This window comes from Paraburkholderia graminis (assembly GCF_003330785.1).
GTDB lineage: Bacteria > Pseudomonadota > Gammaproteobacteria > Burkholderiales > Burkholderiaceae > Paraburkholderia > Paraburkholderia graminis.
The window spans coordinates 212,606-235,968 of sequence record NZ_CP024936.1 but is presented as its reverse complement, the minus strand read 5'-3'; the positions used below and the strand labels follow the sequence as shown (position 1 = coordinate 235,968).

The following is a 23,363-nucleotide window of genomic DNA, read 5'->3' as shown; positions in this document are numbered from 1 at the left end:
ACGATCACTCGTGTCAGAGCGGATTGACCACCCGTTGCCATCAAGTCGCGCCATTAAGGGGTGCCTTCGTGCGACTGGTCGTAGACTTCGCGGCCCGGCCACCCGACTTCTTAGGGGACTTGCCCGTCTGCTGTCCCGTGCGCGCCAACTCACGAACCCCTGCTGCCGCGAAGCGGACCAGTTCCGAATAATGCGCCGTTGACTCCTTTGTGCGATCCTTTGCGCCCAGACGCATTGCCCGGCCGTTGATCGCATGCGCTTGTTGCCGCGCCCCGACGGAAAACAGATAGGCCCAAACCGCCTGTTCGCGCGCAATGCCGGGCACGACCGCATGGAGCGCATCGACGAACCGCTCGGCAATCGGGTCATAGTAAGTTTCGCGGATGTGCCGCGAGCGCTCGTCACTGCCCAGGCTGACAGACGCCACCAGTTGAACATACAACGCAAGGTTGCCGGCGTCCTCGTCATGGAAGATTTCGGACAGTGGCGTAAAAGCAATCGTCAGCACGTCTTCGACTGTCGCGGTCCGCTTACCCGCGAACAGAGCGTCGAGCAGCCGGCCGCGGTATTGATTGATCGCCGAGGAGCGGCGTTCGAAGACCGCTTCGTAAAGCTTGTCCTTCGTTGCATAGTGGTAATGCACGAGCGCTTGTGCGACCCCGGCTCCTTCGGCGATGGTCCGCATGCTTGCGCCAGCATAACCATGCTCGCCGAATGCGCGCTCCGCCGCATTCAGAATAGCCGAGAGACGTGAGCCCTGGGCCCGGTCGGACTCCTGATTCGCGACGGCGGGCTTCACGGGCTTTCCACGTTGGACCTTCATCTCCGTATCCTCATGAAGCTATTCGATCGATCAATCAGTATATCGCAACCCGCCGCCGCCCGGAACGACTGTGGCAGGCCGCAGCACCGTCTCAACCCAGGAATTCCGGCTCAGGCAGCCCTTTCACGCCGGGCCGCACGGCAAGCACGTTGCCGGCAAGCGGCTGTTGCGCCAGTTCTTTCTCGCTCATCCGACGGCGCGCCGTGGTGATGAAGAGGGTGTCCAGATCAGCGCCGCCGAAGCACAGGCTGCTCACGCGTCGCACCGGAAGGTTGATGACCATGTCGATGCGTCCACGCGGGTCATAGCGCGTCACGCACCAGCCATCCATGTTCGCGCTCCAGAAGCAACCGTCGGCGTCGACCGTCGAGCCGTCGCAGATGCCGCGCCCGAGCGGCACTTCGGCGAACTTGCGACGATTGTAGATGGCACCATCGACGGAATCGTAGTCGAACACGTCGATCTTGCAACTGAACGAATCCGTCATGTACATCAGACGGTTATCCGGGCTGAAGCTGATGCCGTTGATGCAGGTGATGCCTTCCATGATCAGTTTGGGCTGGAGATCGGGGTCGAGTCGGAACAGGCGCCCGCGCGGCGTGTAAGCGGCCGCCTCCACCGTGCCGGACCAATAACGCCCATATCTGTCGCACTTTCCGTCATTGAAGCGGTTCTTGGGCCGTTCGGCGTCGGGTCGGGCGATTTCAGTCAGTTCACCAGTTTCAGGGGAAAAGAAATAAAAGCCCGAGCGCATGCCGACGATCAATCCACCTTTGGCACGCAGTCCGATGCTGCCGATCTCTTCCTGCATCGGCCAGCTTTTTTTCGATCCGCTCGATATGTCGAGTCGATGGATCGCTTGACCGATTCCGTCGACCCACCAGAGCAGTTGCGTCTTTTCATCCCAAATGATCGATTCGCCGAGCACGTCGGGTGTCGAGTCGATCACGTCGACGACCGAACCGATCATATCGATGGGTCTCGTCATGCTGTTGACAGTCATGTAACCTCCTTTATCCTGATATTCGAAGAAAATATGTGTTCAATGGGCTGCCTCAGCCCGCCGGTTCCTTCATTCGAGCGATGCCCTCGAGCGCAAGCCCATACCCCAGTACGTCATGCAAACGCGCTTTCAGTTCCTGATTCAGGCACGTTCGTGTATAGCGTCGCACGAGCCGGGGCTGCTTGAGCATCAGTCTGGCCAGCTCGCGCGCGCGCGGCAGGAGTTCCGCCTGCGGCAAGACTTCGTTGACGAGGCCCATTTCCAGTGCTTTCTCGGCGGAAATTTCCTGACCCGTCAGCAGGAAATAGTGTCCGCGCGCGCGTCCCATCAGCAACGGCATGATCAGATGCATGCCGTCGCCTGGGACCATGCCGCCCTGAAAGTGAGCGGTGTCCTGAATCGTCGCCGTGTGCGACGCCAGCACGATGTCGCCCAATAGTGGAATCTCCGAGTGCCGCACCGCCGGTCCGTTGATGATGCTGATCACGGGCGCCTCGATGTTGAGCAGGTTGATCAGCAGATGCTTTGCCTCCCAGTAGATCGGGTCGTAGATCGTGGGCGTCATCGAATTGCGGTTCTGGTGCATGCCGGGCGCGATGGCAGGACCGCTGAAGGCGTCGCCGGTGCCCGTCATGATGACGACCTCGTTTTCACGGTCGCGGCCGACATCGAGGAACGCCTGTTCGAACTCCCGGTGCGCGGTCAGATTCCATACGAGCGGTTCCCCATGCGTGTGAAAGTGCATCTCCAGCACGCCATCTGTGCGTGTCATGCGGATAGTCTCGAACTTGTCTGCGTATTCGTTGAAAATGGTCACGGCTCTGTCCTTATGATGAATGTCCAGGATTTGCACCGGTTACGCGACTCGACGCGACGCGTAGCCGGACAGGCTTTCAACGTGAAGATTAGAATTGACTGATCGATCAGTCAACAAGGGTTTGTCCTATCGTTCTTGCGGTTGACCACACGCTTCCTGTTCCGCTACCGTACTAACTGTTCAATCAGTCAGTTTTCGATGTGAACGATCCTCCGCCCCCGGGCCCGGTCCAACAAGAGCAGACGCTGCCTGAGCGCGAGCGTCGACGCATCAAGGAGACACCTTCATGAATCGCTTTCCGTCGATCGCAGGTTGTTCCCTCCATCTTCGTTGAGGGAGTCATCATGTTCCGCAAAATCGCTTTCGATGTAGACACGCCAGCCGATATGAGGGCCGAGGACGACGCGCGAAGCGCTCTTTATCTCAAAGTCGCGTTGCGGCTCATGCCGCTCCTGATGGTGTGCTATGTGGTCGCTTATCTGGATCGCATCAACGTTGGTTTCGCCAAACTGCAGATGCAGGAGGCGTTGGGATTCAGCGACGCGGTGTATGGTCTGGGCGCCGGTATCTTCTTCATCGGCTACTTTCTGTTCGAAGTGCCTAGCAACCTGCTGCTGCAGCGCATCGGCGCGCGCAAGACCATCACGCGCATTATGGTGCTGTGGGGTATTACAGGGTGCGCGATGGCTACAGTTTCGAGCCCCGCGGCGTTCTACGTGTTGCGCTTCCTTCTTGGCGTATTCGAGGCCGGCTTCTTTCCAGGTGTGGTCTACTATCTGGGCCTATGGTTTCCGCGCCAGCGGCGCGGCCAGATTCTGGGCGTCTTCATGACGGGCTTTCCGATCGCCGGAATGATCGGCGGTCCGGTATCGGGCTGGGCGATGTCGCACCTTGGCGGTCTGGCCAATCTCGCGGGCTGGCAATGGCTCTACATCGTCGAAGCGGCGCCTGCGGTGCTGCTCGGAATCGTGACCTGGTTCACACTGTCCGATGGCATAGAAGGCGCGAAGTGGCTTAGCGGGTCGGAACGCGAGAGCTTGCGCCAAGCGTTGCGCAACGAAGGCGAGAGCATCGAGACGGTGCATGCCGGAGGGCTTCGGCAAGTGATCGGCGACCCCAAGGTGTATCTGATGAGCTTCGCCTATTTCACGTTCATCTGTGGCACCTATGCGCTGAGCTTCTGGCTGCCGACAGTGCTGAAGAGCGCCGGGGCAACGAGCGTGGAGCACATTGGCTGGCTCTCGGCGTTGCCGTACGGCATCGCGGCCATCGGAATGGTGCTGATCTGCCGCAGTTCGGACCGGCTGCTGGAGCGTCGCTGGCACGGAGCGCTCGCGGCGTTTGTAGGCGCGGTCGCGCTCTCGCTGCTCCCGCTTCTACAGAGAGACCTGATTGTCACCATGGCGCTGCTCTCGATTGCATCGACCACCATTTTCGTTACGTTACCGCTGATCTGGTCGCTCGCATCGGACTACTTCGCGGGGTCGCCCGCGGCCGCCGGAGCGATCGGATTCGTCAACAGCCTCGGCTTGCTGGGCGGATTCTTCAGTCCGTTCGCGATGGGCTGGCTCAAGGCGTTGAGCGGCACGCTGAGCAGCGGACTCTATCTGATGACGACGTTGCTGGCGCTTGGCGCGTGCGCGATATTGTGCGTGCGCATCGAAGGAGCGGCCGAACAATGACGCACGAATCAACCATGACGCCCGCGCTAGCGGGACCGGACGCCGCAGACATGGAACAGCCTTTCAAGGATGCGTCTGCGGGAAGCTTGCTCGGAAAGAACGAGACACGGCTGGATGGCGCGCGTTTCGTGTCGGGACGCGTGGACTATAGCGCCGATCTGATTCCCGCCGGTTCGCTTCATCTCGCCATACTACGCAGCCCCCACGCATGCGCTGCGATCGTCTCGATCGACCTATCCGAGGCGCTTGCAATGCCGGGAGTGGTCGCAGGACTCACCGGGGAAGAGGCGGCGCGCATGAGCGACGCGATGCCGCCAGCGATGGACCTGCCCGCGCGAGGCGCACGCGGTCCCTTGCAAAGCCGGTGTCTCGCGCTCGGACAGGCGACTTACTTCGGCCAACCGCTGGCGGCTCTCGTTGCAACTTCGGTGCATGATGCGCAAGCCGCGCTTGCGAAAATACGCGTGGAATACGAGGTGCATGCGCCCACGGCGAGCGCACGCGACGCGTTGCGCGACGATGCGCCGATCGTCCAGCCCGGGTGGGACACGAACCTGCTGGTGTGCGATCGCATCCGGTCCGGCGACGCCGATGCCGCCTTCGCGCGCGCGGCGCATGTCGCGCGGGGCGAACTGACGATAGGATCCTCCACGAGCGCGCCAATGGAGACGCTGTGCTATGTGGCCGAGTGGGATGCACGCGGCGAACGCTACACATTGACGGGCACATTCCAGAATCCTCACACGAGCCGGTGGCTGCTCGCCGCTGCGCTGCGCGTCAGAGAGACTCAGGTGCGCGTGATTGCGCCGCGCATCGGCGGGACATTCGGGTTGAAGATGGCCGGACACCCGGAGGAAGTGTTGGTCGCGCTGTTCAGCAAGCTCACACGGCGCACGGTGGCATGGGTCGAGGAGCGGCGTGAGACGCTGCTTGCGGGCTCGCGCTCGCAGCATCACACGTTCGAGATCGCAGCGGATGAAGAGGGCAGACTGATTGGCTGGCGCGACCGGATGCTGGTCGATGTCGGCATCGTCGGAGCGGGTCATAGCTGGGCAATGGCGCTCGTCACGCCAGCCGTGTTCCCGACCGTCTATGCGATAGACAATTGCGAAATCGAATGCTCGCTCGCCATCACCAATCAGCCACCGTGGCAAGCGATACGCGGATACGGCAAGGAGATCGGCAACCTCGTGCTCGAGCGCGCCATCGATCTACTCGCTCAGGAGACAGGCATGGATCCGGTCGAGATGCGACGGCGCAATCTCGTGCCGCGAGAAGCGTTGCCACGTCTGTTGCCTTCCGGCCTGAACGTAGACAGCGGAGACTATCCGGGCGGCCTGGAGCAGTTGCTGACCATGTTCGACTATTCGGGCTGGCGGACGAGGGCGGATGCCGCGCGGGCTTCCGAATGGCGTATCGGCATTGGCATCGCTTTCGAACTGACACCGGAAGGCGGCGCGCGGCCCGGCAATTTCCCGAATGGCTTTGAGACGTCGACCGTCCGCATCATGCCATCGGGCGACGTGCAGGTTCTCACCGGCGTGACCTCGCCCGGCAGTGGCAGCGATACCGGCATCGCGCAAATGGTCGCGGGCGAACTCGGTTTGCGCACCGATCAAGTGCGTGTCATCGAGGGCGACACGGACGTGACGCCTCTGGGCACCGGCAATGCGAGCAGCCGTGCGCTCATGTACGGCGGAACGGCGGCGTATCTCGCAGCACAGGAGCTTCGCCAGCGGCTTGCGCAGTGCGCCGCCAACATCCTCGGCGGCGATGCCGAGGGCATCGTGCTGCGAGACGGCCACGCATGGCGCGAAGCCGATGGCGCGAAGATTTCAGTGGCCGAACTTGCGCTCAGCGCGCATCTGCGGCCGTTCACGGTTGCCGCCGGCGTGACTTTGCCGCTCGAAGTCACCCGTAGTTTCGCGCCTAAGAACGTGCGGGTGGAACCGGACGCGCAGGGCCGCATCGCCACCTATCCGACTTTTTCGTACTCCGTCCACGTCGTGGCACTGCAGCTCGACATGGCGACGGGCAACAGCAAGCTGCTCGACTATGCCGTCGTGCACGACTGCGGCGCGATGGTCAACCCGGCGTTGGTCGAGGCCCAGCTCAGAGGAGCGGTCGTGATGGGGATCGGCGCGGCGCTTTGGGAACAGATCAAGTTCAACGGCGAGCATCGCATGATCACGGATCGTTTCAAAAGCTACCTGTTGCCGCGTGCCGACGACCTGCCGCCGATCCGCGTCGGCCATCGGATCACGCTCAACCCGTTTCATCCTCTCGGCATGAAAGGCGCCGGCGAATCGGGCGTCGGCGGCGCGCTTGCGGCCGTCAGCAATGCCGTGGCGGACGCCCTCGGGGATGACGGGTGCGTGAAGCATGTACCGGCGACGCCCGCCCGCGTGATGGCATCCTTGATGGAGCGCTGCGCGTGATCGGACATCGCTTCGAATTTCATCGGCCTCGCGATGTCGGCGAGGCCACTGCGTTGCTCGCCAACTTCGGCGCTGATGTTTCGGTGCTTGGCGGCGGCACGATGCTGATACCGTCGATGTCGGCAAATCTGGTGCTTCCCGCGCATGTGATGAGCCTGGCCTCGCTGAGCCTCGACGACGTAACGCTGGAAGACGCACATCTGCGCATCGGTTCAATGGCGACCTACGCGACGCTGCTCGCCTCGCCGCTTGTCGCGCGCCATGCTCCACTTCTCGCGACGATGGCGGCGCAGGTAACCGGCGGCGCGTCCATCGTCAATCAGGGCACGCTGGGCGGATCCGTGAGCTACGCGAACCCGTCCTCGGATGCGCCGGGCTGCCTTTGCGCACTGGAGGCAAGGTTCGAGCTGCGCTCGGTGCAAGGCGTGCGATACGTTCCCGCTCGCGAATTTTTCGTGGATGCCTTCCGTACCGCGAAACGCGACGATGAGTTTCTGGCCAGCATTCTTTTGCCACTCGACTCGACCCTCGTTGCCTGCCGCTATCAGAAATACAAGGCGAGTTCCAGTTCCTGGCCTATCGTCACGGTGGCCTGCTCGATGCATCGCGGCGAGCAGGAGAGCGTGCGGATTGCGGTCGGCGCGGCGGGTCGCCGGCCCGCTTATCGCCACTTCATTATCGACGAGTCAGCGTCTTGCCAGATCGATGACTTCGTTGAGCGAGCGGCGGCAGGCGTGCTGGATCTCGTCGGAGAAGGGTGGAGCGATGAATTGGCCGATGCCGAATATCGGCGCGCCGTCGTGCCGGGCGTTGTGAAGAGGCATCTGCGAGACTTACTCATGGAAAGACAGACATGAAAGCCGACATCGAAGTCCAGCTCACGCTCAACGGCCAGCCGCATAGGGCGCTGGCGGATTCCCGGCTGCTGCTGGTCGAACTGATCCGCGATACGCTCGATTCGAAAGGTACACGCGTCGGCTGTCTCACCGGCGATTGCGGAGCATGCACGGTGTTGCTCGATGGCGAAGTGAGAAAGTCCTGTCTCATACTGGCCGCGTCGATTGTGGGAAACGACGTGCGGACCATCGAAGGATGCGACGGGATAGAGAAGCTCCAGGAAGCTTTCATCGCGGAGAACAGCTTTCAGTGCGGCTTCTGCACGAGCGGCATGCTCATCGCGGCAGCCGACTTGCTGAAGCGCAATCCGTCGCCGAGTCACGACGAGATTCGACATGCCATTAGCGGCAATCTGTGTCGATGTACCGGCTACGAAAGCATCGTCAATGCGATCTGGCGCGCCGCGCATGGGGGGCCCACGTAGGCGCATCGACTCGTGCATGCAGCGGTAGCGAAGAGGCCGTCTTCCACCGTTCGCAAGTAGAAACGGATTGACCGCACGTGAACGACTCCAATCGCGTGCCCGGTTTCATTCACGCGAAATTGGATGCCGGTGCGTTGCCGTTCTCGCGCGCTATTTCGCCGCTTCAGGCGTTTGATATCAACCGTAAAGCCTTTCAAGGCTTATTACCCGCCGCGATGCGCCCAATGCGGTTGTTATGTCTCAGGAGCACTACGATAGCTTGGTGGAAACGGTCCATCTTCTTCGCTCCCCGGCATACGTAGCTCATCTGGAGCGCTCCATCGCACAGGCACGCGCGGGCAAGGTAAAGCGCCGTAAGCTGGTTGATGACACCGAATGAGCGGCGCGTTGAAGATCATGTGGACCGCCGAGGCGTGGGACGATTACGTCTATTGGCAGGACCAAAACGAAAAGACGCTGAAGCGCATCAATCGAATTATCGTGGACGTGCAGGGCTCGCCGTTGGAAGGTATCGGCAAACCCGACCCGCTAATGGCCAAATTTGACCGGTTTTTGGGTCGCGTGCCGCGACCACTACTGATAGACAGAGAAAAGCGGATGGGCCCACTGAAAGGGCGTCGCGTTGCCGACGACAATCCAGTCGTGACGCGGCGTTTCTTCTCGCTGGCTATCCGCGCTCGGACCGTACGCCGGAAGGAGGGTGGGTAGCCAATGGGAGGGTTTCTGGACGCTTCGTCAATGCGTACAGCAAGCGAATTCCCAGCATCACGAATTGCTGTGCCGCATTGGCCGCACCTGCAGCCAGATGGTCGATACCAGGAAATAGAGGGCGCCGATCGCCGCGTAGGCTGCGATCTTCACGATCGCGGGCGGCACGGAAGCGTGGCTTTGGACAATGAAAAACAAGCCGGCCAGCGCCGACTGCGCACCGCTCAGGACCATCGCCCACTGTGCGCCCACATGCTTCCAACGACGCACGGCGGTGCCGAGTTGAAGCGCACCGGAGAGCATCGCCCAGATGCCGAACACCGTGAGTACCGCGTGCATGCCCGCATTCAACGCCGTAAATACCGCCAGGGTTGCGGCCGCGCTAATCGCGACGTTGACCGCCTGCGTACGGTTGGCCGCCGCCCCGCCGCTGCGAGCCAGGTCAGCGAAATTGGCGAGCGCGTCCCAAGCCGGATAAACGACTAACAGAATCGCCGCGCAGGCCGCACTCTGCCGCCCGACGGAAAACGCAATCGCGACCCAGATCAGCGAGAATATTGCCCTGGAAAAGTAGTACCGTTTCAGCCAGCCGCCGTCGGCGGGGGAATGAAATTCGGGGAGGCGGTTGATCATTTGCATTCCTTTGTACTTCGAATCGTCGTTCCGGCCGACGCGCACGGGCGGGGCCGCCATGCGAATGCGGCTCTGACCGGATATCCAGGGCGTCGAGTATCTCAATCGTCGGGGCCTGCCGCTATCGGTCGGATGTCCGATGGCGAAGGTTCGCTGCTGCCTGAACCGATGCAGGGTATCCCGCGCATCGACAATGACGGTTGTACCGTTCAGGGCGGCCCGTCGTTCTCCTGTTCCAGGCGATCCGGCGCAGGCGCGTCGATGTCCGCCGATCGGTCACCCAGCGCCACGATCGCGAAGTAGACGGCACCCATCGCTTCGCACGAGAGCAGCGCGCCGGCCAGTGCCGTTTGCGCGCCGTCGGAGATCGTTCGCCATGACGTGCCGGCGCCCTGCCGGCGACCCACAGCGATGCCGATCCGAAAGAGCCCCGACAGTACGGCGAACACGCCGAACGGTAAGCGCCCGGTCATCTCATCTTGAGTTGCGTTGAAAGTCTTGGGAGCATCGTGTGCACTTAATTAGGTGGACACGTGAACACTATTGAAGAAGGAGCGACGCCTGGCCGTCGACGACGTCGGCGCTACAGCGTCGAGTTCAAGGCTCAGGTAGTGGCAGCTTGCCAGGGGCCCGGGGTATCGCTCGCGGCCATCGCATTGCGCCACAAGCTGAACGCGAATCTGCTTCGACGGTGGGTCGACCAGGCCGAAACGAACGAATGTGTGCTGGTGGCGCGTCGCGACGTGGCAGCGCCATTGACAGCGGCGACGGCACCGGAATTCGTACCGTTGCCTCTTGAGACGCGAAGCACGCGTACAGCGGAGATTCGCGTCGAGGTTCGTCGCGCAGACCAGTCGATAACGGTTAGCTGGCCAAGCTCGGAGGCAGCGCAATGCGCTGCCTGGCTGCGCGAGTGGCTTGCATGATCCGCATTGACCAGGTGTGGCTGGCAGTTGACCCGCTGGACATGCGGGCCGGCTTTGATACGGCACTGGGTCGGGTGATCACCGTGTTTGGCGCCGCGCATCCGCACCATGCTTACCTGTTCGCCAACCGGCGAGCCAACCGCCTGAAGGTGCTGGTTCACGACGGGATCGGCATCTGGCTTGCCGCACGGCGGCTCAACGAGGGGCAGTTCGTCTGGCCGCGCGCTGGTAGCGAGCCAAAGCAACACGCGCTCACGCAGGAACAGCTGGCCGGTCTAGTGGTGGGTTTGCCGTGGCAGCGTATCGGCGCGGACGGTGTAATCCGTGTCGTTTGAAAATGCCCGGGATGTAAACGGTTGCGCTTTCGCGCCCTCCGAGGTTCTGGCAGACTCGTCTGCATGGACCTGCCAGCCGACCTCAACGCTCTTAGCCCGGAACAGTTGCGTGCGCTCGCCACACGACTGATTGCGCGCGTCGAGGACCGGGACAGGGAGATTGAGGAGAGGACCCGGGAGGTCGGTGAGAAGGACCGGGAGCTACGGTACCGTCAGACCCGCATCGACCAGTTGACCCACGAGATATCGATTCTCAGACGCCATCAGTTTGGCAGGCGCAGCGAGCAGCTCAGCAGCGATCAGATGAACCTGCTGGATGAGGCGATTGACGCAGATCTCGCCGCCATTGAAGTTGAGCTCGACCAACTTCAGCCACAAGCCACAGCCGAGCCTCTACCCCAGCAACCGAAGCGTGCAGCGCTGCCGGCGCAATTGCCGCGCACAGAGATTCGCCATGAGCCGCATAGCACCGTATGCCAGTGTGGCTGCGAGCGCGTGCGTATCGGTGAGGACATCAGCGAGAAGCTGGACTACACGCCGGGCGTGTTCACCGTTGAGCGGCATATCCGTGGCAAGTGGGTGTGCAGAAACTGCGAAACACTGATGCAGGCCGCGGTGCCTGCGCACGTCATCGACAAGGGCATTCCGACCTCGGGGCTGCTGGCGTCAGTGCTGGTTGCCAAGTACGCTGACCACCTTCCCCTGTATCGTCAGGAGCATATCTTTGCGAGAGCGGGCGTCGCGATACCGCGCTCGACTTTGGGCGCATGGGTCGGTACGTGCGGCGTGCAGCTACAACCGCTGGTCGACGCGCTGCATGAAGAAATCCTGCAGCAGGGTGTGCTGCATGCGGATGAGACGCCGGTACAGATGCTCAGTCCCGGCAAAGGCAAGACACATCGCGCTTATCTGTGGGCGTATACACCGACGCACTACAGTGAGCTGCGCGCCGTGGTCTACGACTTCGCCGACAGCCGTGCAGGCGAACATGCTCGCGCGTTCCTCGCTGGCTGGCACGGCAAACTGGTATGCGACGACTATAGTGGGTACAAGGCTGGATTCCAGCAGGGCATCACTGAAATTGGATGTGCGGCCCACGCGAGACGCAAGTTCTTCGATCTGCACGCCAATCACAGCAGCCAGATCGCCGCGCAGGCGCTGCCGTTCTTCGCTGCGCTTTACGACATCGAGCGCGACGCTGCAGTGCTGCAAGCTGAGGAGCGCCACAAGCTTCGACAGAGTCGGGCCAAACCGGTCTGTGACGCACTTTACGAATGGATGATGGCACAGCGCAAGCTGGTCTCGGAAGGTTCGGCGATTGCCAGAGCGCTGGATTACAGTCTTAAACGATGGGAAGCGTTGACCCGCTATCTCGATGACGGCCACGTGCCTATAGATAACAACTGGTGTCATGCCGCTAGCGGCATGAATGACGTTATGCCGACTCCTCGATTATGCCGCGTCATGAGTCCACGGACACAACGGTTGGCGGATCTCTATTCCCGGTCGCTCCGGTTGTCGGCATTATCAGAGAGCCTCCAGGAAGGCGAGCAACGGATCTGGAGGTTTGTAGCGTGTCGGTGCAAGACCACTCGCCGTCGCGTGCGCGAGCGCGCGTTCCTTGAGTTGCATGTCGGCGTGCAAATAGATCTGAGTAGTCTCGGAGGACTCGTGACCGAGCCAGAGCGCGATCACGGTCAGGTCGACGCCGTGATGCATCAGGCTCATCGCGGCCGTGTGCCGAAGCGTATGAGGCGTTATTGATTTCTTCTTCAGCGAGGGGCACGAGAGGCGCGCGATTTCGGCGTTACGCGACACGAGTTGCTGAAGAGCATCGGCACTGAGATGACCACCGCGCGAACTGGGGAAGACCGGATCGCCTGGTTCGCCTGGTTGATACAGCAGCCACTGTTTCAGGACGGCAACTACATCCGGTCGCAGCGGAGTACATCTCATCTTTCTGCCTTTGCCGAGGCAACGAACGTGGGCGCCTGTGCCGAGCGTCACATCCTGACGCCGGAGTGCGGTCAATTCGCTATTGCGCAGGCCCGTTTGAACCGCTACAAGAAGCAGCGTTCGGTCGCGGTTGCCGATCCAGTTTCGTACGTCAGGCGCCCCTACCAGAGCGGCGGCCTCGCTCTCGGTCAGAAACTCAACCGGGCCGTGCTCGCAGCGTTTGGATGGGATTGCAAGAATACGCTGACACTGCAGAAACAACGCAGGCTCGCTGACTGCGACGAACCGGAAGAAGGCATGCACGGCAGCAAGCCGCGTGTTGCGTGTGCGCACCGAATTGCCTCTGCCATGTTCGAGGTGCTGCAGGAATTGCTCGATCAACGACACGTCGAAGTCCTCGATTCGCAGCTTTGACGGCGCGCGCCCGATATGCTTCGTGGCGAACGCCAGCAGCAGCCGGAACGTGTCCCGGTAACTTGCCACCGTATGCGAACTCAGACCTTGCTGCTCGAGCAGGCGCTGGGTGAAGAAGCGCTGAACGAGGGCTGGGAGGCTGGCGGCGCTCACGGCCGTTCTCCCGGACAGTCCCTGTCGAGATAGGCTGCCGCGAGTTCAAGCAACTCAGGAACCGCTTCGATGTACCAGTACGTAAGGCCGATGTTGACATGCCCGAGGTATGCGGCAAGTTTCGGCAATTCCCGACTCACGTCCAGACCGGCGCGATACCATTCGACCAGCCTTCCAGTCGCGAAGCTATGCCGGAAGTCCTGGAGGCGCGGGCCGTAACCATCGCGCCCGTCCTCTGTCGCCGATCGCAGACCAACAGCGCGCGACATTCTGACGAACATGCTTCGTGCAGTGCCTGCCTTCAGTCGCTTGCCGCGCTCACTAACCAGGAACGCCTCGCTCAATCGTACAGGACAGAGTTGATCGCGTTTCCGGGCATAGTGTTCGAGTGCCACCCTGGAAGACTCTGCTACAGGAACAAAGCGGGATTTGCCGAACTTCGATTCCCGGATGGACAGTATCCCGCTGACGAGGTCAACGTCGCACCGGTCGAGCCGAAGCGCTTCGCCTGGCCTGAGGCCCGTCGCTACAAGCAGCCCTATGAGCGTCGAATAGGTCAGTGCTCGCATGCCGGTTCGGGATCGCAGTTGAGCGGCGCGGGTCATAAGCAGATCAATTTCCTGCTCAGTGTAAATATGCGGGGCGTTGCGCCGTCTTCGGGCACTGAGGAGTCCTGCTGGAGGAATCTGGTTTCGACTGTCAATCACGTTCATCCATCTGGCAAATCCTCTCACTTGAGAGAGGCGCCGCCCCCACGTGGCGCGTTCGACGAGTACGGGCGTCGTCGCCCAGCGCAGAGCCAGATCGGTTGTAATGAACTCGGCGCCTTCGCGTTCCAGCAGATCAACGAAATGACCGAGTGCCAATGCAGGCTCATAGAATGACGCCCCGAGAGCACGGCGGACTGCCACATACCGGGCGAGAGACTCGCGAATCGCAGTCATATTGCACCTCCCGCTGTGGGCCACGAACGCGCGACCCCGCGCAGGTCCTCAAACGCGACCTTTGCGTAGATCGCGGTACTGTCCTGTGAGCGATGCCGCAAGACCTCGGCTATTTCCGCCATCGACGCACCGTGACGAATCATCGTCGTCGCCAGACCGTGACGAAACAGATGTGCGGCACCACGGCACGCGGGGCGGAAACCTGCACGTGCGAAGGCCTGACAAACAATCTTGCCAATCGCCGCCGGTCCCGCCAGACCAACCCGGGGTGCCAATCTGCGAAGGAATACGTGCCGCGATGCACCTGCTCCGCGACCATCGCGGAGATAAGTAGCGATTGCTTCTCCGACCTCCGATGGCAGGGGGACGTGCTCCACCATCTGCCCCTTGCCATGAACGACGAGTTCCCCCGAACGCCACTGAATGTCGTCGAGCTGCATGGCAACTATTTCTCCGGCACGTAGACCGAGCCGCGCCAACAACAGCAGGATTGCGTAGTCGCGGCGCCCAGTCGGAGTCGACCGGTCTGCAGATGCAATGAGCGCTTCTTGCTGCTCAGGCGTGAGGAACATCGGTACCGTTGACTGTCGCCACTTACGAACCGAGGGCACTGATTCATACAGGTCTCGGATCGTATCGCCGCGCAGAAAGAGGAAATGGCAGAACGAGCGAAGCGCAACTGCCATCAGCCGCGTGTACTCCGCCGATCGACCTTTGCTGTAGGCAAGGAAATGATCTCGGATCGTTACGGCGTCAAATGCATCGGGCAAAACACTTCCGTCGCCGGCCGAGTGGCTGTCGAGAAAGTCGCGAATGAACGGACCGTAGACGAGCAGAGAGTTCTTCGCGAGTCCACGATCCTGCCTCAGATGGTCCAGGTATCGGCGATAAATGCGCGCAATCTCGGACTGGCCGCCCAATGTCGGCGAACACACAATGGCTTCCGCGCGCAGATAGGCAAGAAACTGCCCTAAGGTGGGACGCGCACGCTGGACGCGGTCTCGTGAAGCGTCGATCATGCGATTCAAAAAACGAGCCGTGACAGACTCATCGAGATCGATCAGGTCAATGTTCCTGTTCTTCATCCACCCAGAGAACGCGCACAGGACTCTTCGTTTCTTGCGAAGCGATACCTCGGAATAGTGTGCCGTCCGTAGACGATCAAGAAATGCATCGATGTGATGGGCCGGCAGCCCGCCGGATTCGCTGACTGTGCGTGTTGCATTCATCTGATCTCTCCTGGCCAGCGCGTTAGCCAGCCTGAGAAATCATATGTTTATGCCGACGCAGCGATCATGAAAGGCCATACCCACCGCCACGCGCATGCATGACGCGGCATAATCGAGGAGTCGGCATAATTGGGTCGAAAATCAGATACGTCCGTGGGCCATCGGAAGGGCGAACTGGTTGTTCGCCGGTTCGCTTCGAGCCGGCCAACGAGCCGCAGCCATCATGAGTTTGCTACGTTCAGCGCAACTGAATGGGCACGAACCACACGCCTATCTGAAAGACATCCTGACGCGACTGCCAACCCACAGGGCTAGCGATATCGCAGCCTTGCTGCCTCATCGCTGGCAGCCAGCCGTTGCTATCCGCTAGTTCAATTCGTCAAGATGTGTTTGCTGGCCGCTTACGCCGAACGCCCGGGGCAGGCCGCTCGCCAATGCAACGATGAAGCGCTGATATTCCAACATGGCAGTCGTCGTCGTGGTTCGGTCACTCGAATGATGGTTGCCTATCCTGGCATCAGGCTGTTTGCGCGGTCCATCGGACAAATGACCGGTGGAGCCGGCCGGAACTGATGCATGACGGCGCGCGACCGTCGTTACTACGCGCGCGACCACGTCCGTGATGTGCCGATCGGGCTCGATATCGGTGAACGCGTCGATGTCGGCCATGACGTCCGCCGCCTCCGCGGACGCGAACGCGGCGTCCAGCGCGGCTCGGTTCGCGAAACGGCACATCGCCACGACGATCAGCTCGCTGTCCTCTCCTGCCGGGAAGAAAGCATCGACATATTCGAGCCCGTACCGCTTCCAGGATTTTTCCACCAGCGGAAGGTGTTGCTCGACGTAATAACGGGAATCGAACCGCGTGCCCGCGGCTCGGCGATAGGAAACGACGAAATACATAAGAATCCTCCAGGTCGGCCCGATGCAACGATGAGTGTCGAGACGGGCGACTACGGCCGATTGCGTTCAGGGCCGAAGCCCGGCCGGGCGGCCGCCCGCCCCGAGGTCGGTGCGGCGGGCGCGCGTGCGAGCGAGATGCTCAGCGCGGCGCCGGCGGCGAGGAACAACGAGATCGAGAGAAGCGCGACGATGAACGCGTGGGCAATGGCGGCCGGATCCTCGCGCGTGCCGAGGACCGTATAGAAAATTCCGCCGATGATCGCGACGCTGAGCGACGTGCTGACCTGTAGCGTCGAACTGGCGATGCCGGCGATCATGCCGGATAGCGCCGGTGCGACGCGCCCGGTCACCATGCGCATCAGCGTGGGCAGCGCAAGCCCCTGTCCGAAACCGGTGACGAACAGCACAGCGGCAAGCGGCACGGCGGCGAGCGGCATACCGATCGGCGTGGCATCGATCAACCACGCGAGGCCGACGAGCCCGACGACCTCCAGCGCCATGCCGAACGGATTGACGTAAGCGCCAATGAAACGTGCGCAGAACGGAGTCGACAACGGGCCGAGCAGGAAGCCCACGCCGAACGGCAAGAACACGAGGCCCGCGCTGAGCGCGTCGACATGCAATGCATTCTGCAGATACACCGAGAACAGCAGGAAGAACGCGCCGATCGCGTACAGCAGCAGCGCGATGAGCAACGCCCGTCCCAGCCCCGGCGCGCGCAGCGCGGCCGGATCGAGCAGCGGTGCGCCGCCGCGGCTGCCCAGCCTGCGCTCGTAGTGCCAGAAGAACCCGGCGAGGGCCGGTGCCGCGATCAGCGACACCCATGCCCATACGGGCCAGCCGGCTTCGCGGCCCTCGATCAGCGGCACGATCAGCGCGCCCAGCGTCAGCATCGACAGCGCAGTGCCGCCGAGGTCGAGCTTGCGCGCATGCTGCGCACGCGTTTCCTTCAACAGGGGAATGCCGAACAGCACGACCAGAATCGACAGGGGCAGGTTGACGAGGAAGATCGTGCGCCACCCCAGGCTGAACAGGTTCAGCGAGATCAAGATTCCGCCCAACGCCTGCCCGATCACGGCGGCGAGGCCAAACACCGCGCCATACAAGCTGAGTGCGAGCGGCTTTTCCGCTTCCGGGAAAATCGCCTGGATCGAAGCGAGCGCCTGTGGCGCCATGATCGCGGCCGTCACGCCCTGCAACGCGCGACCGACGATGAGCGTCCACGGCGAGCTCGCGAGGCCGCACAGCGTCGAAGCCGTCGCAAAGCCGATCAACCCGAGAAAGAACATGCGGCCGCGGCCGAACAGGTCGCCCAACCGCCCGCCGGTGATCAGCGTCACCGCGTACAGGCCGGCATATGACGAAATGACCAGTTGCTCGGCCGATGATGAAGCGCCCAGCTCCGCGCGGATCGACGGCAGCGCGACGTTGATGATGAAGAAGTCTAGGGGCGGAAGGAACGCGCCGACGAGCAGGACAGAAAACATGGCCCAGCGACGGGGGTCGGGCGAGACGGGATCATTTCGTGACATGAACGGCTCTCCATACGGAACCAATCGGTTCCAAAGTGAGTAAAAAAACTTAGTCGAGGAGGCGCATGGTGCGGTCGACCAGCGTGAGCATGTCGCGCTCGGGCACGCCGGTTTTCCCCAACACGCGCATGCCCTCGATCTGGCAAACGAGCAACCGCGCCAGCACCTGTTCGTCCTGCTCGGCGATCTCGCCGCTCGCCTGGCCGCGGACGATCGCGCCCGCATAAAGCTGCTGCAGGCGCCGGAACATGCGCCCCGTGCGCTCCGCGACATCCGCGTCGCGCGCGGCCAGTTCGGTGGTCATTGCGACTACGAGGCACCCTCGCCGGCCCGCCTCGCCGACGGACAGGTGCGCATAGCGCAGCAGCGAGTCGCGAATCGCATCCTTCACCGGGCCGGGTTGCGACAGGATGTCTGCGGTTGCCTTGAGCCCGTCGGCCATGTACAGGTCGAGCGCTGCCAGCAGCAGCGTCTTCTTGTCGCCAAAGGCCTTGTAGAGACTGCCGCGCGACAAGCCGGTGCCAGCCATCAGGTCGGGCAGGGACGCGCCTTCATATCCGCGATCCCAGAAGACGTCCATCGCGTCGCGCGCGGCATTGCCAAGTTCGAATTCGCGGGGGCGGCCCACGCCAGCTGGATTTGCCATCGGTCGGTGTCGTAAACGATGCGGTGCTTGAAAGTGGAACCGATTATATGGACCGATCAGTTCCGATGTCAATGCGTGTCGGCAGGGTGCGGCCTTGCTCGCGAGCGCACCTTCATTGATCAGTCGCATGTCGGCCGTGGCGTCGGCGAGCCGGGCAGGCCGCAGCGTGGCGGAGGGCCATGGGTGCTGCCCCATTTGTTCGACGCGGTACGCGTTCGGGAGGCCGGGCAGCGCGCTCGCTTCCGCGCGTCGTTCGCCGACGGCAAGTTGATGCTGCCGCTCGGACGCCGCCAGGAAGATCTTGCGCAAGGAGGTCGAGCGCGGAAGGCTGAGCGACGAAGCAGTCGACGCGATCGTGGCGCAGGCGCCTGCGAGCGGACGGTCCGCGAAACGCGCCACGCATAGAGCGCGCCTGTCGGCGCGGAGATGGACGTGCTGCTTGTGATCTCGCGCAGCGCGAGTAAAGGACGCAGCGCGCGAGCTGGCAATGAGCCCAAGCACCGTGCGCACCCACGTCGAGAGCATGTTTGGCAAGCTCGATTGCTCGACTCGCGCGGCAGCCACGCTTAAAGCGTCGGCGATGGGGCTGTCGTAGCGATAAGCCCTGGCTGGTCGGGCCATATAGTGATTCGGCGATGTCGCCGTCGGGCGCGGACGGCGAGCGTCGGGCAGTCACTCGAACAGTATCGGTCATCCGACCGATAGGCGCGTGGTGGCTCGTCGCATAACGTGGAGCGCTTCGATTTCTTCCTGTTCGGTGCAGATCCCGTGATGCGCGCGCTTTTGCGACGGCACCGTCAAAACCCGTCACTCATGAATCTACTGCTGCGTTTGTGCCTTACGTTATTGCTGAGTCGGCGTCGGCAGCGATTGCACGTCCTCGACACCTGCGTCACGCCGTTCCGCGTGTGGCCCAACGATCTCGATGTGCTGCGCCACATGACCAATGGCCGATACTTCGCCATTCTCGATCTGGGGCGAATCGATCTGTTGCTCCGCTCGCGGGTCTGGCAACGCGTCAATGCGCAAAGGTGGTATCCCGTCGTCACGCTCGAGACAATACGGTTTCATCGATCGCTGCATCTGTGGGAACGTTACGACGTCACAACGCGTGTGATCGGTTGGGACGAAAAGCATGTGTTTCTGGAGCAAGGGTTCAGCCGTAGCGGCACCAAGGTCGCGCTCGGCGTCGTGCGAACGAGGTTCCTGAAACGCGGCGGAGCCAGCGTGCCGACCAACGAACTACTGGCGTGGATCGGCGTGAACCAGCCATCGCCCGATCTGCCCGAATGGGTCGTCCGATGGAGTCAGGCCGAGGTCGGGATGGATAGATGATGGTTGGTTGCAACTGCCGCATGCGCCGCCGTCGGCTACGAAAGCCCTTCGCACGTCCGCCGACGCGACGGTGTGCTGGAAGCAAGCGCCGAACTTGTGACTGTCCGATCGCAGCGCCTTTCCGAACGTCACCGTATCGATCACTGAACAGAAAGAAGGCCGCCACTGCCAAACGCGAGCTTGGCGAACCGCTCGCCGATGCGGCGGTGTGCAGTCCCATCCGGGTGCAGTTGATCGGGCAGCGGCAGATCGGCGAAATCCTGTTTTCCATAGAGTTCAAGTCCGTCAAGGTAGCGTAGATGTGGGTCGTTCGCCGCGCGCTGCTGGACAATGCGTTTCAACTCATCCCGGATGACGGTTAGCGTAAGCTTTCCGGCCTTGCGTTCGGCTGGATTACCCGTCGCCCGGAACACAATCTTTCCTGCAGCCAGCGCATTCATATCGAACGCTCCAGGACCCGGCGTATCCTCGTGAATCGGGCAATAGAGCGGCGAGATGACCAGCAGCGGCACGTCTGGGTGACCTTCCCGGATGATGTCGAGAAAACCGTGCACAGCTGGCGTGAAAGCGCGCAGCCGCATCAGATCCGTATTGACCAGGTTGATGCCGATCTTGAGGCTGATCACGTCGGCAGGCGTGTCGCGCATCGTTCGGGCGGTGAAGGGGTCCAGTAGCGCGCTACCGCCGAATCCAAGATTGACCAGATCCACGTCGCCAAGGGAAGCAGCAAGCGCGGGCCAGATCGAAGTCGGGCTATCTCCGTTGGAGCCATGACTGATGGAGCTGCCGTGATGCAGCCAGATTTTTCTCCCCTCGTCGGCGATGGGCTTCACGCTGGCGTTGGAGCGTAGCGCGACAAGCTCCGTGATTTCGTTGTGCGGCAGCCAGATCTCGACTTTCTTGTCATGGCCAGGCAGGCCTGAAAACCGTAGGGTGGTCGGCGGCCCTGACTGCTTCGAAACGGTGCCGCTGACCATGTCGATGGTCACGGTGTCGCCACCGGCCGCGCTGTTTTGATGGATGAGGCGGCCGTCGACCAGCAGGTCATACACACCGGGTGGCCGCGGCGGTACGCCCGCAAACGTGTAGCGCGTCGGCATGACATCGATTTCGATTTCTGTCGCCCGAGTGCGAAACACCACTCGTACACCCGAGGGCTGCGACTCGGCCATTGCCAACTGAGGGTCCGAGCATTGAGCGCGCGCTCGAGCAGGCAGGCGGTGCGGCATCACCCCCCGTCCGGTTTGCTCGAGTTCGAGGGCGCCACGCCAGAACTCGTGGCTAATGGGCCTGGCAATCAAGGTGCCCTGATCGAACATCATGTGATTGATTGCATGGAGAACATGCAATCTTACTCTGCTGCGACGCCTGACCTCACAAGACCTCATAGCGGACGCTCGCGACAGCTGGCCGCTTTGGCTGGGGTTTGACTAGGTCACGCTTATAGTTACGTTTCCTCGAACACCGAATCGCCCATCACTATCACGAAGGAAAGCTTGAATGACCGACCGAGAAATCATTGTTCCCCACGGAATGGAGCGGATCGTTGAACGCGCGGGGTATGCGCCAGCGGTCAAGGTAGGAACATTTGTTTTTTGCGCCGGGCAAGTCGGGCGTACACGAGAGCTTGAGGTCATCCACGATCCTGAGGCACAGTTCCTCGCGGCCTGGGAGAATCTAAAGACACTTCTCGATGCGGCAGCCTGTACATTTGATGACGTGGTCGAGATGACGACCTACCACGTACAAATGAGCGTACACATGTCGGTCTTCCGCGAGGTGAAGAACCGCGTTTTTCCGCGAGGCAAGTGTGTTTGGACCGCGATCGGCGTATCAGAGCTTGCGCACCCAGGTTTGTTGGCCGAAATCAGGTGTCTGGCGATACAACGAAGCGTGGCTGACGCGTAGCCGTCGGCTAGGTTTGAGTGCCGTCGTCTGGTGCTAATTTTTTAATGTATCAGTCGGGTCGACACCGGTCCGATGGCCGATCGCGTCGGGACGTGGTAGCGGGGCACTGTCAACTTGGCTGACTTCGTCGATGACGATCCATAACGCACTGCGGCTCAGAAGCCAGACGACGGAGTTTGGGTGACGTTAGTAAATTCGCGCCACGCGACAAACCGGGCCGCGAGGTGTTTGCGATAGAGAGAAGCGCGCAGCAAATGTCGTTTCAGTGCGAAGTGCTGCCGGATCGGACCGAAGCTCGACAGGAAGGCCTGCGTACGCTTCGGGTCGCGAAAGCCTCGCATGCGCCGCTCGCGCTCCCTTGTGGGCTGATGGCTATTCTCCGCCCGGTTGTTGACACGGGCCGCAGCCTTGACGAACACATGCTTCACGTTGAGCATCTCCGAGATGGCGGCTTTCGCCGCCGGATAGCTGCGCAATTGATCGGTGACGATCTTGCGGGGCACGGGGTTTGAACGCAGCAGCCGCCTGAAGAAACGATTGGCTGCGGCTTTGTCGCGCCGCTTTCGCAGCAAGATGTCGAGTTCGGCGCCGTGCTCGTCGACTGCTGTTGGTGTTCAGAAATGCCGCTAGCCATGTTCACAGGAATGCTAGCGGCCAAAACGCCGCATGGTTTGCTGCGTAAGGCGGTGCGTCCGGTCAGCCCCATTCGACGCCTGTAGCGACGGTACAACAATCGTAATGATGCTTGCTCAGTACGCTGCTAGCGCGGCATCGGTGCTGGATATTAAGTTTCACGGTCGACGCGATCCGAAAGGCACTTTTCACGGGTGGAGTTCAGTATCGTTACCGCCCGCATGCTGTCAGGAAGCGCTTCCGCGGTTTCTAACTTGGTTTAAGGAGCGGTAACTTTAACTCTTGTGCAAAGAGCTATTTCGATTAGCACGTATGGTAGTGTTCGGCCGCGGCCAGATTCCGCGAACGTTTCCTGTTCGAAAAGCGGTGCTATGGCTGCAAGGTTTAGCGCGATGCTCGAAGTGATTTATCAGCATATGCAAGGCACGCTAGCATAATTAATGGACATGCTAGCGGTGCTAAGAACGCTGGCTAGCGCCAATTCTGAACTCCAACACCTGCATTGCCGACGCCGCGGCTTCTCCAGGGGCTCTTCGGCGTGCCCGGCAAACGGAGTTGCGCCGGGCGCTATAAGGTGTCGGACGATGTCATGCCATCGCCGGCGTCATTGGGCGTTCACGTAGGCAACAATTTCGATTTTCATCGCCGGATGGACGAAGCCCGCGACGACCACGCTCGAGCGGTTCGGATAAGGCATCGCGAAGTAGGTGCGATAGACGGCGTCGATGATCGGCATGTGGCTTGCGTCGATCATGTAGATCAGCACTTGCGCGACGTCGTCCATGGTCCTGCCGGCGGCTTCCACGGCGAGACGCAGATTGTCGAAGGTCAGCTTCGCCTGGGCTTCGATATCCGCGTCGGCGATCTTGCCGTCGGCGGTGACCGGGCCGTGTGCGGTGAAGAAGAGGCCGGGCGTCTTGACCATCCAGGAGAAAGGCTGATTGAGCGGCGCAAGGCCGGTGTCGATTACGGTGCGCATGTCAGGTCCGATTGCGAAAGCGTGGTGAGTTGAAATGAAGTGAAG

General features: G+C 61.5%; 21 protein-coding genes and 6 pseudogenes. 13 read left to right on the top strand and 14 right to left on the bottom strand.

Annotation, left to right across the window (positions count from 1 at the left end; genetic code table 11):
• Positions 1 to 40: 40 nt before the first annotated feature.
• The 3 genes from CUJ91_RS32625 to CUJ91_RS32615 all read right to left on the bottom strand — a co-directional run bounded on the left by CUJ91_RS32625 (position 41) and on the right by CUJ91_RS32615 (position 2,643).
• Positions 41 to 823 carry a TetR/AcrR family transcriptional regulator gene (locus CUJ91_RS32625; protein ID WP_114158288.1) on the bottom strand — a complete coding sequence of 261 codons (783 nt, stop codon included), beginning with the start codon at positions 821 to 823 and terminating at the stop codon, positions 41 to 43.
• 91 nt (positions 824 to 914) lie between these two features.
• Complete coding sequence (locus CUJ91_RS32620) at positions 915 to 1,751, bottom strand: SMP-30/gluconolactonase/LRE family protein (protein ID WP_244231175.1); 837 nt, start codon at positions 1,749 to 1,751, stop codon at positions 915 to 917.
• A gap of 127 nt (positions 1,752 to 1,878) precedes the next feature.
• Complete coding sequence (locus CUJ91_RS32615; RefSeq protein WP_114158286.1) at positions 1,879 to 2,643, bottom strand: enoyl-CoA hydratase/isomerase family protein; 765 nt, start codon at positions 2,641 to 2,643, stop codon at positions 1,879 to 1,881.
• A 344-nt stretch (positions 2,644 to 2,987) separates the two neighbouring features.
• Between CUJ91_RS32615 and CUJ91_RS32610 the strand changes: the two genes are divergently transcribed.
• The 6 genes and pseudogenes from CUJ91_RS32610 to CUJ91_RS32585 all read left to right on the top strand — a co-directional run.
• Positions 2,988 to 4,325 (top strand): MFS transporter, encoded by a 1,338-nt coding sequence (locus CUJ91_RS32610; RefSeq protein ID WP_114158285.1) that lies wholly within the window; start codon positions 2,988 to 2,990, stop codon positions 4,323 to 4,325.
• The gene (locus tag CUJ91_RS32605; protein WP_244231173.1) at positions 4,322 to 6,763 is read left to right on the top strand and encodes a xanthine dehydrogenase family protein molybdopterin-binding subunit; all 2,442 of its coding nucleotides are present in this window, start codon (positions 4,322 to 4,324) and stop codon (positions 6,761 to 6,763) included. The genes CUJ91_RS32610 and CUJ91_RS32605 overlap by 4 nt, the downstream gene beginning before the upstream one ends.
• Positions 6,760 to 7,620, top strand: coding sequence for an FAD binding domain-containing protein (locus tag CUJ91_RS32600; protein WP_114158284.1), 861 nt, complete (start codon positions 6,760 to 6,762; stop codon positions 7,618 to 7,620). Before CUJ91_RS32605 ends, CUJ91_RS32600 begins: the two co-directional genes overlap by 4 nt.
• Complete coding sequence (locus tag CUJ91_RS32595) at positions 7,617 to 8,084, top strand: (2Fe-2S)-binding protein (protein WP_114158283.1); 468 nt, start codon at positions 7,617 to 7,619, stop codon at positions 8,082 to 8,084. Before CUJ91_RS32600 ends, CUJ91_RS32595 begins: the two co-directional genes overlap by 4 nt.
• Before the next feature lie 199 nt (positions 8,085 to 8,283).
• Positions 8,284 to 8,463, top strand: a pseudogene (locus tag CUJ91_RS32590) (type II toxin-antitoxin system Phd/YefM family antitoxin); the annotation flags it as partial.
• Positions 8,460 to 8,640 (top strand): annotated as a pseudogene (locus CUJ91_RS32585) (type II toxin-antitoxin system YoeB family toxin); the annotation flags it as partial. The pseudogenes CUJ91_RS32590 and CUJ91_RS32585, both read left to right, overlap by 4 nt.
• A 209-nt stretch (positions 8,641 to 8,849) precedes the next feature.
• On the opposite strand, the gene CUJ91_RS32580 reads toward CUJ91_RS32585, so the two are convergent.
• Together CUJ91_RS32580 and CUJ91_RS32575 are read right to left on the bottom strand one after the other, a co-directional pair.
• Positions 8,850 to 9,425, bottom strand: coding sequence for a DUF308 domain-containing protein (locus CUJ91_RS32580; protein WP_114158509.1), 576 nt, complete (start codon positions 9,423 to 9,425; stop codon positions 8,850 to 8,852).
• 209 nt (positions 9,426 to 9,634) lie between these two features.
• Positions 9,635 to 9,898 (bottom strand): hypothetical protein, encoded by a 264-nt coding sequence (locus CUJ91_RS32575; protein WP_114158281.1) that lies wholly within the window; start codon positions 9,896 to 9,898, stop codon positions 9,635 to 9,637.
• 60 nt (positions 9,899 to 9,958) lie between these two features.
• Here CUJ91_RS32575 and tnpA point away from each other — a divergent pair, with 60 nt between their 5' ends.
• From tnpA to tnpC, 3 genes and pseudogenes are all read left to right on the top strand, one after another.
• On the top strand, positions 9,959 to 10,351 hold the full coding sequence (gene tnpA, locus CUJ91_RS32570) for an IS66-like element accessory protein TnpA (protein ID WP_114158280.1): 393 nt from the start codon (positions 9,959 to 9,961) through the stop codon (positions 10,349 to 10,351).
• Positions 10,348 to 10,686 (top strand): IS66 family insertion sequence element accessory protein TnpB, encoded by a 339-nt coding sequence (gene tnpB, locus CUJ91_RS32565; protein ID WP_161966615.1) that lies wholly within the window; start codon positions 10,348 to 10,350, stop codon positions 10,684 to 10,686. The genes tnpA and tnpB overlap by 4 nt, the downstream gene beginning before the upstream one ends.
• 63 nt (positions 10,687 to 10,749) lie before the next feature.
• Positions 10,750 to 12,093: pseudogene (gene tnpC / locus CUJ91_RS32560) on the top strand (IS66 family transposase); the annotation flags it as partial.
• 120 nt (positions 12,094 to 12,213) lie between these two features.
• On the opposite strand, the gene CUJ91_RS32555 reads toward tnpC, so the two are convergent.
• Genes CUJ91_RS32555 through CUJ91_RS32545 form a run of 3 tightly spaced genes read right to left on the bottom strand, consistent with a single transcriptional unit; the run spans position 12,214 to position 15,382 of the window.
• Positions 12,214 to 13,209, bottom strand: a complete 996-nt coding sequence (locus tag CUJ91_RS32555; protein ID WP_029971665.1) for a tyrosine-type recombinase/integrase — start codon at positions 13,207 to 13,209, stop codon at positions 12,214 to 12,216.
• Entirely contained in the window at positions 13,206 to 14,153 is a 948-nt protein-coding gene (locus CUJ91_RS32550) for a tyrosine-type recombinase/integrase (RefSeq protein ID WP_029971664.1), read from the bottom strand. Before CUJ91_RS32550 ends, CUJ91_RS32555 begins: the two co-directional genes overlap by 4 nt.
• Positions 14,150 to 15,382, bottom strand: coding sequence for a site-specific integrase (locus tag CUJ91_RS32545; protein WP_114158279.1), 1,233 nt, complete (start codon positions 15,380 to 15,382; stop codon positions 14,150 to 14,152). Before CUJ91_RS32545 ends, CUJ91_RS32550 begins: the two co-directional genes overlap by 4 nt.
• A gap of 124 nt (positions 15,383 to 15,506) precedes the next feature.
• Between CUJ91_RS32545 and CUJ91_RS32540 the strand changes: the two are divergent.
• Positions 15,507 to 15,752 (top strand): annotated as a pseudogene (locus CUJ91_RS32540) (transposase domain-containing protein); the annotation flags it as partial.
• Here the strand turns inward: CUJ91_RS32540 and CUJ91_RS35035 are convergent.
• Genes CUJ91_RS35035 through CUJ91_RS32525 form a run of 3 tightly spaced genes read right to left on the bottom strand, consistent with a single transcriptional unit; the run spans position 15,749 to position 18,463 of the window.
• On the bottom strand, positions 15,749 to 16,285 hold the full coding sequence (locus CUJ91_RS35035; protein ID WP_244231170.1) for an EthD family reductase: 537 nt from the start codon (positions 16,283 to 16,285) through the stop codon (positions 15,749 to 15,751). The pseudogene CUJ91_RS32540 and the gene CUJ91_RS35035 overlap by 4 nt on opposite strands.
• Positions 16,286 to 16,335: 50 nt before the next feature.
• Complete coding sequence (locus tag CUJ91_RS32530) at positions 16,336 to 17,817, bottom strand: MFS transporter (protein WP_114158278.1); 1,482 nt, start codon at positions 17,815 to 17,817, stop codon at positions 16,336 to 16,338.
• Between the two features lie 49 nt (positions 17,818 to 17,866).
• On the bottom strand, positions 17,867 to 18,463 hold the full coding sequence (locus CUJ91_RS32525) for a TetR/AcrR family transcriptional regulator (RefSeq protein ID WP_114158277.1): 597 nt from the start codon (positions 18,461 to 18,463) through the stop codon (positions 17,867 to 17,869).
• Between the two features lie 283 nt (positions 18,464 to 18,746).
• Between CUJ91_RS32525 and CUJ91_RS35320 the strand changes: the two are divergent.
• Both CUJ91_RS35320 and CUJ91_RS32515 read left to right on the top strand, forming a co-directional pair.
• A pseudogene (locus CUJ91_RS35320) lies at positions 18,747 to 19,058 on the top strand (response regulator transcription factor); the annotation flags it as partial.
• A 218-nt stretch (positions 19,059 to 19,276) separates the two neighbouring features.
• Complete coding sequence (locus CUJ91_RS32515) at positions 19,277 to 19,798, top strand: thioesterase family protein (RefSeq protein WP_114158508.1); 522 nt, start codon at positions 19,277 to 19,279, stop codon at positions 19,796 to 19,798.
• A 140-nt stretch (positions 19,799 to 19,938) separates the two neighbouring features.
• Here CUJ91_RS32515 and CUJ91_RS32510 read toward each other — a convergent pair whose 3' ends face one another.
• A complete protein-coding gene (locus CUJ91_RS32510; protein WP_114158507.1) occupies positions 19,939 to 21,117 on the bottom strand; it encodes an SGNH/GDSL hydrolase family protein in 1,179 nt (392 codons plus the stop codon).
• 181 nt (positions 21,118 to 21,298) lie between these two features.
• On the opposite strand from CUJ91_RS32510, the gene CUJ91_RS32505 reads away from it, so the two are divergent.
• On the top strand, positions 21,299 to 21,706 hold the full coding sequence (locus CUJ91_RS32505; RefSeq protein ID WP_114158276.1) for a RidA family protein: 408 nt from the start codon (positions 21,299 to 21,301) through the stop codon (positions 21,704 to 21,706).
• 155 nt (positions 21,707 to 21,861) lie between these two features.
• Here CUJ91_RS32505 and CUJ91_RS32500 read toward each other — a convergent pair.
• Positions 21,862 to 22,311, bottom strand: a pseudogene (locus CUJ91_RS32500) (DDE-type integrase/transposase/recombinase); the annotation flags it as partial.
• A gap of 632 nt (positions 22,312 to 22,943) precedes the next feature.
• On the bottom strand, positions 22,944 to 23,318 hold the full coding sequence (locus CUJ91_RS32495) for a RidA family protein (protein WP_114158275.1): 375 nt from the start codon (positions 23,316 to 23,318) through the stop codon (positions 22,944 to 22,946).
• Between the last annotated feature and the right edge of the window lie 45 nt (positions 23,319 to 23,363).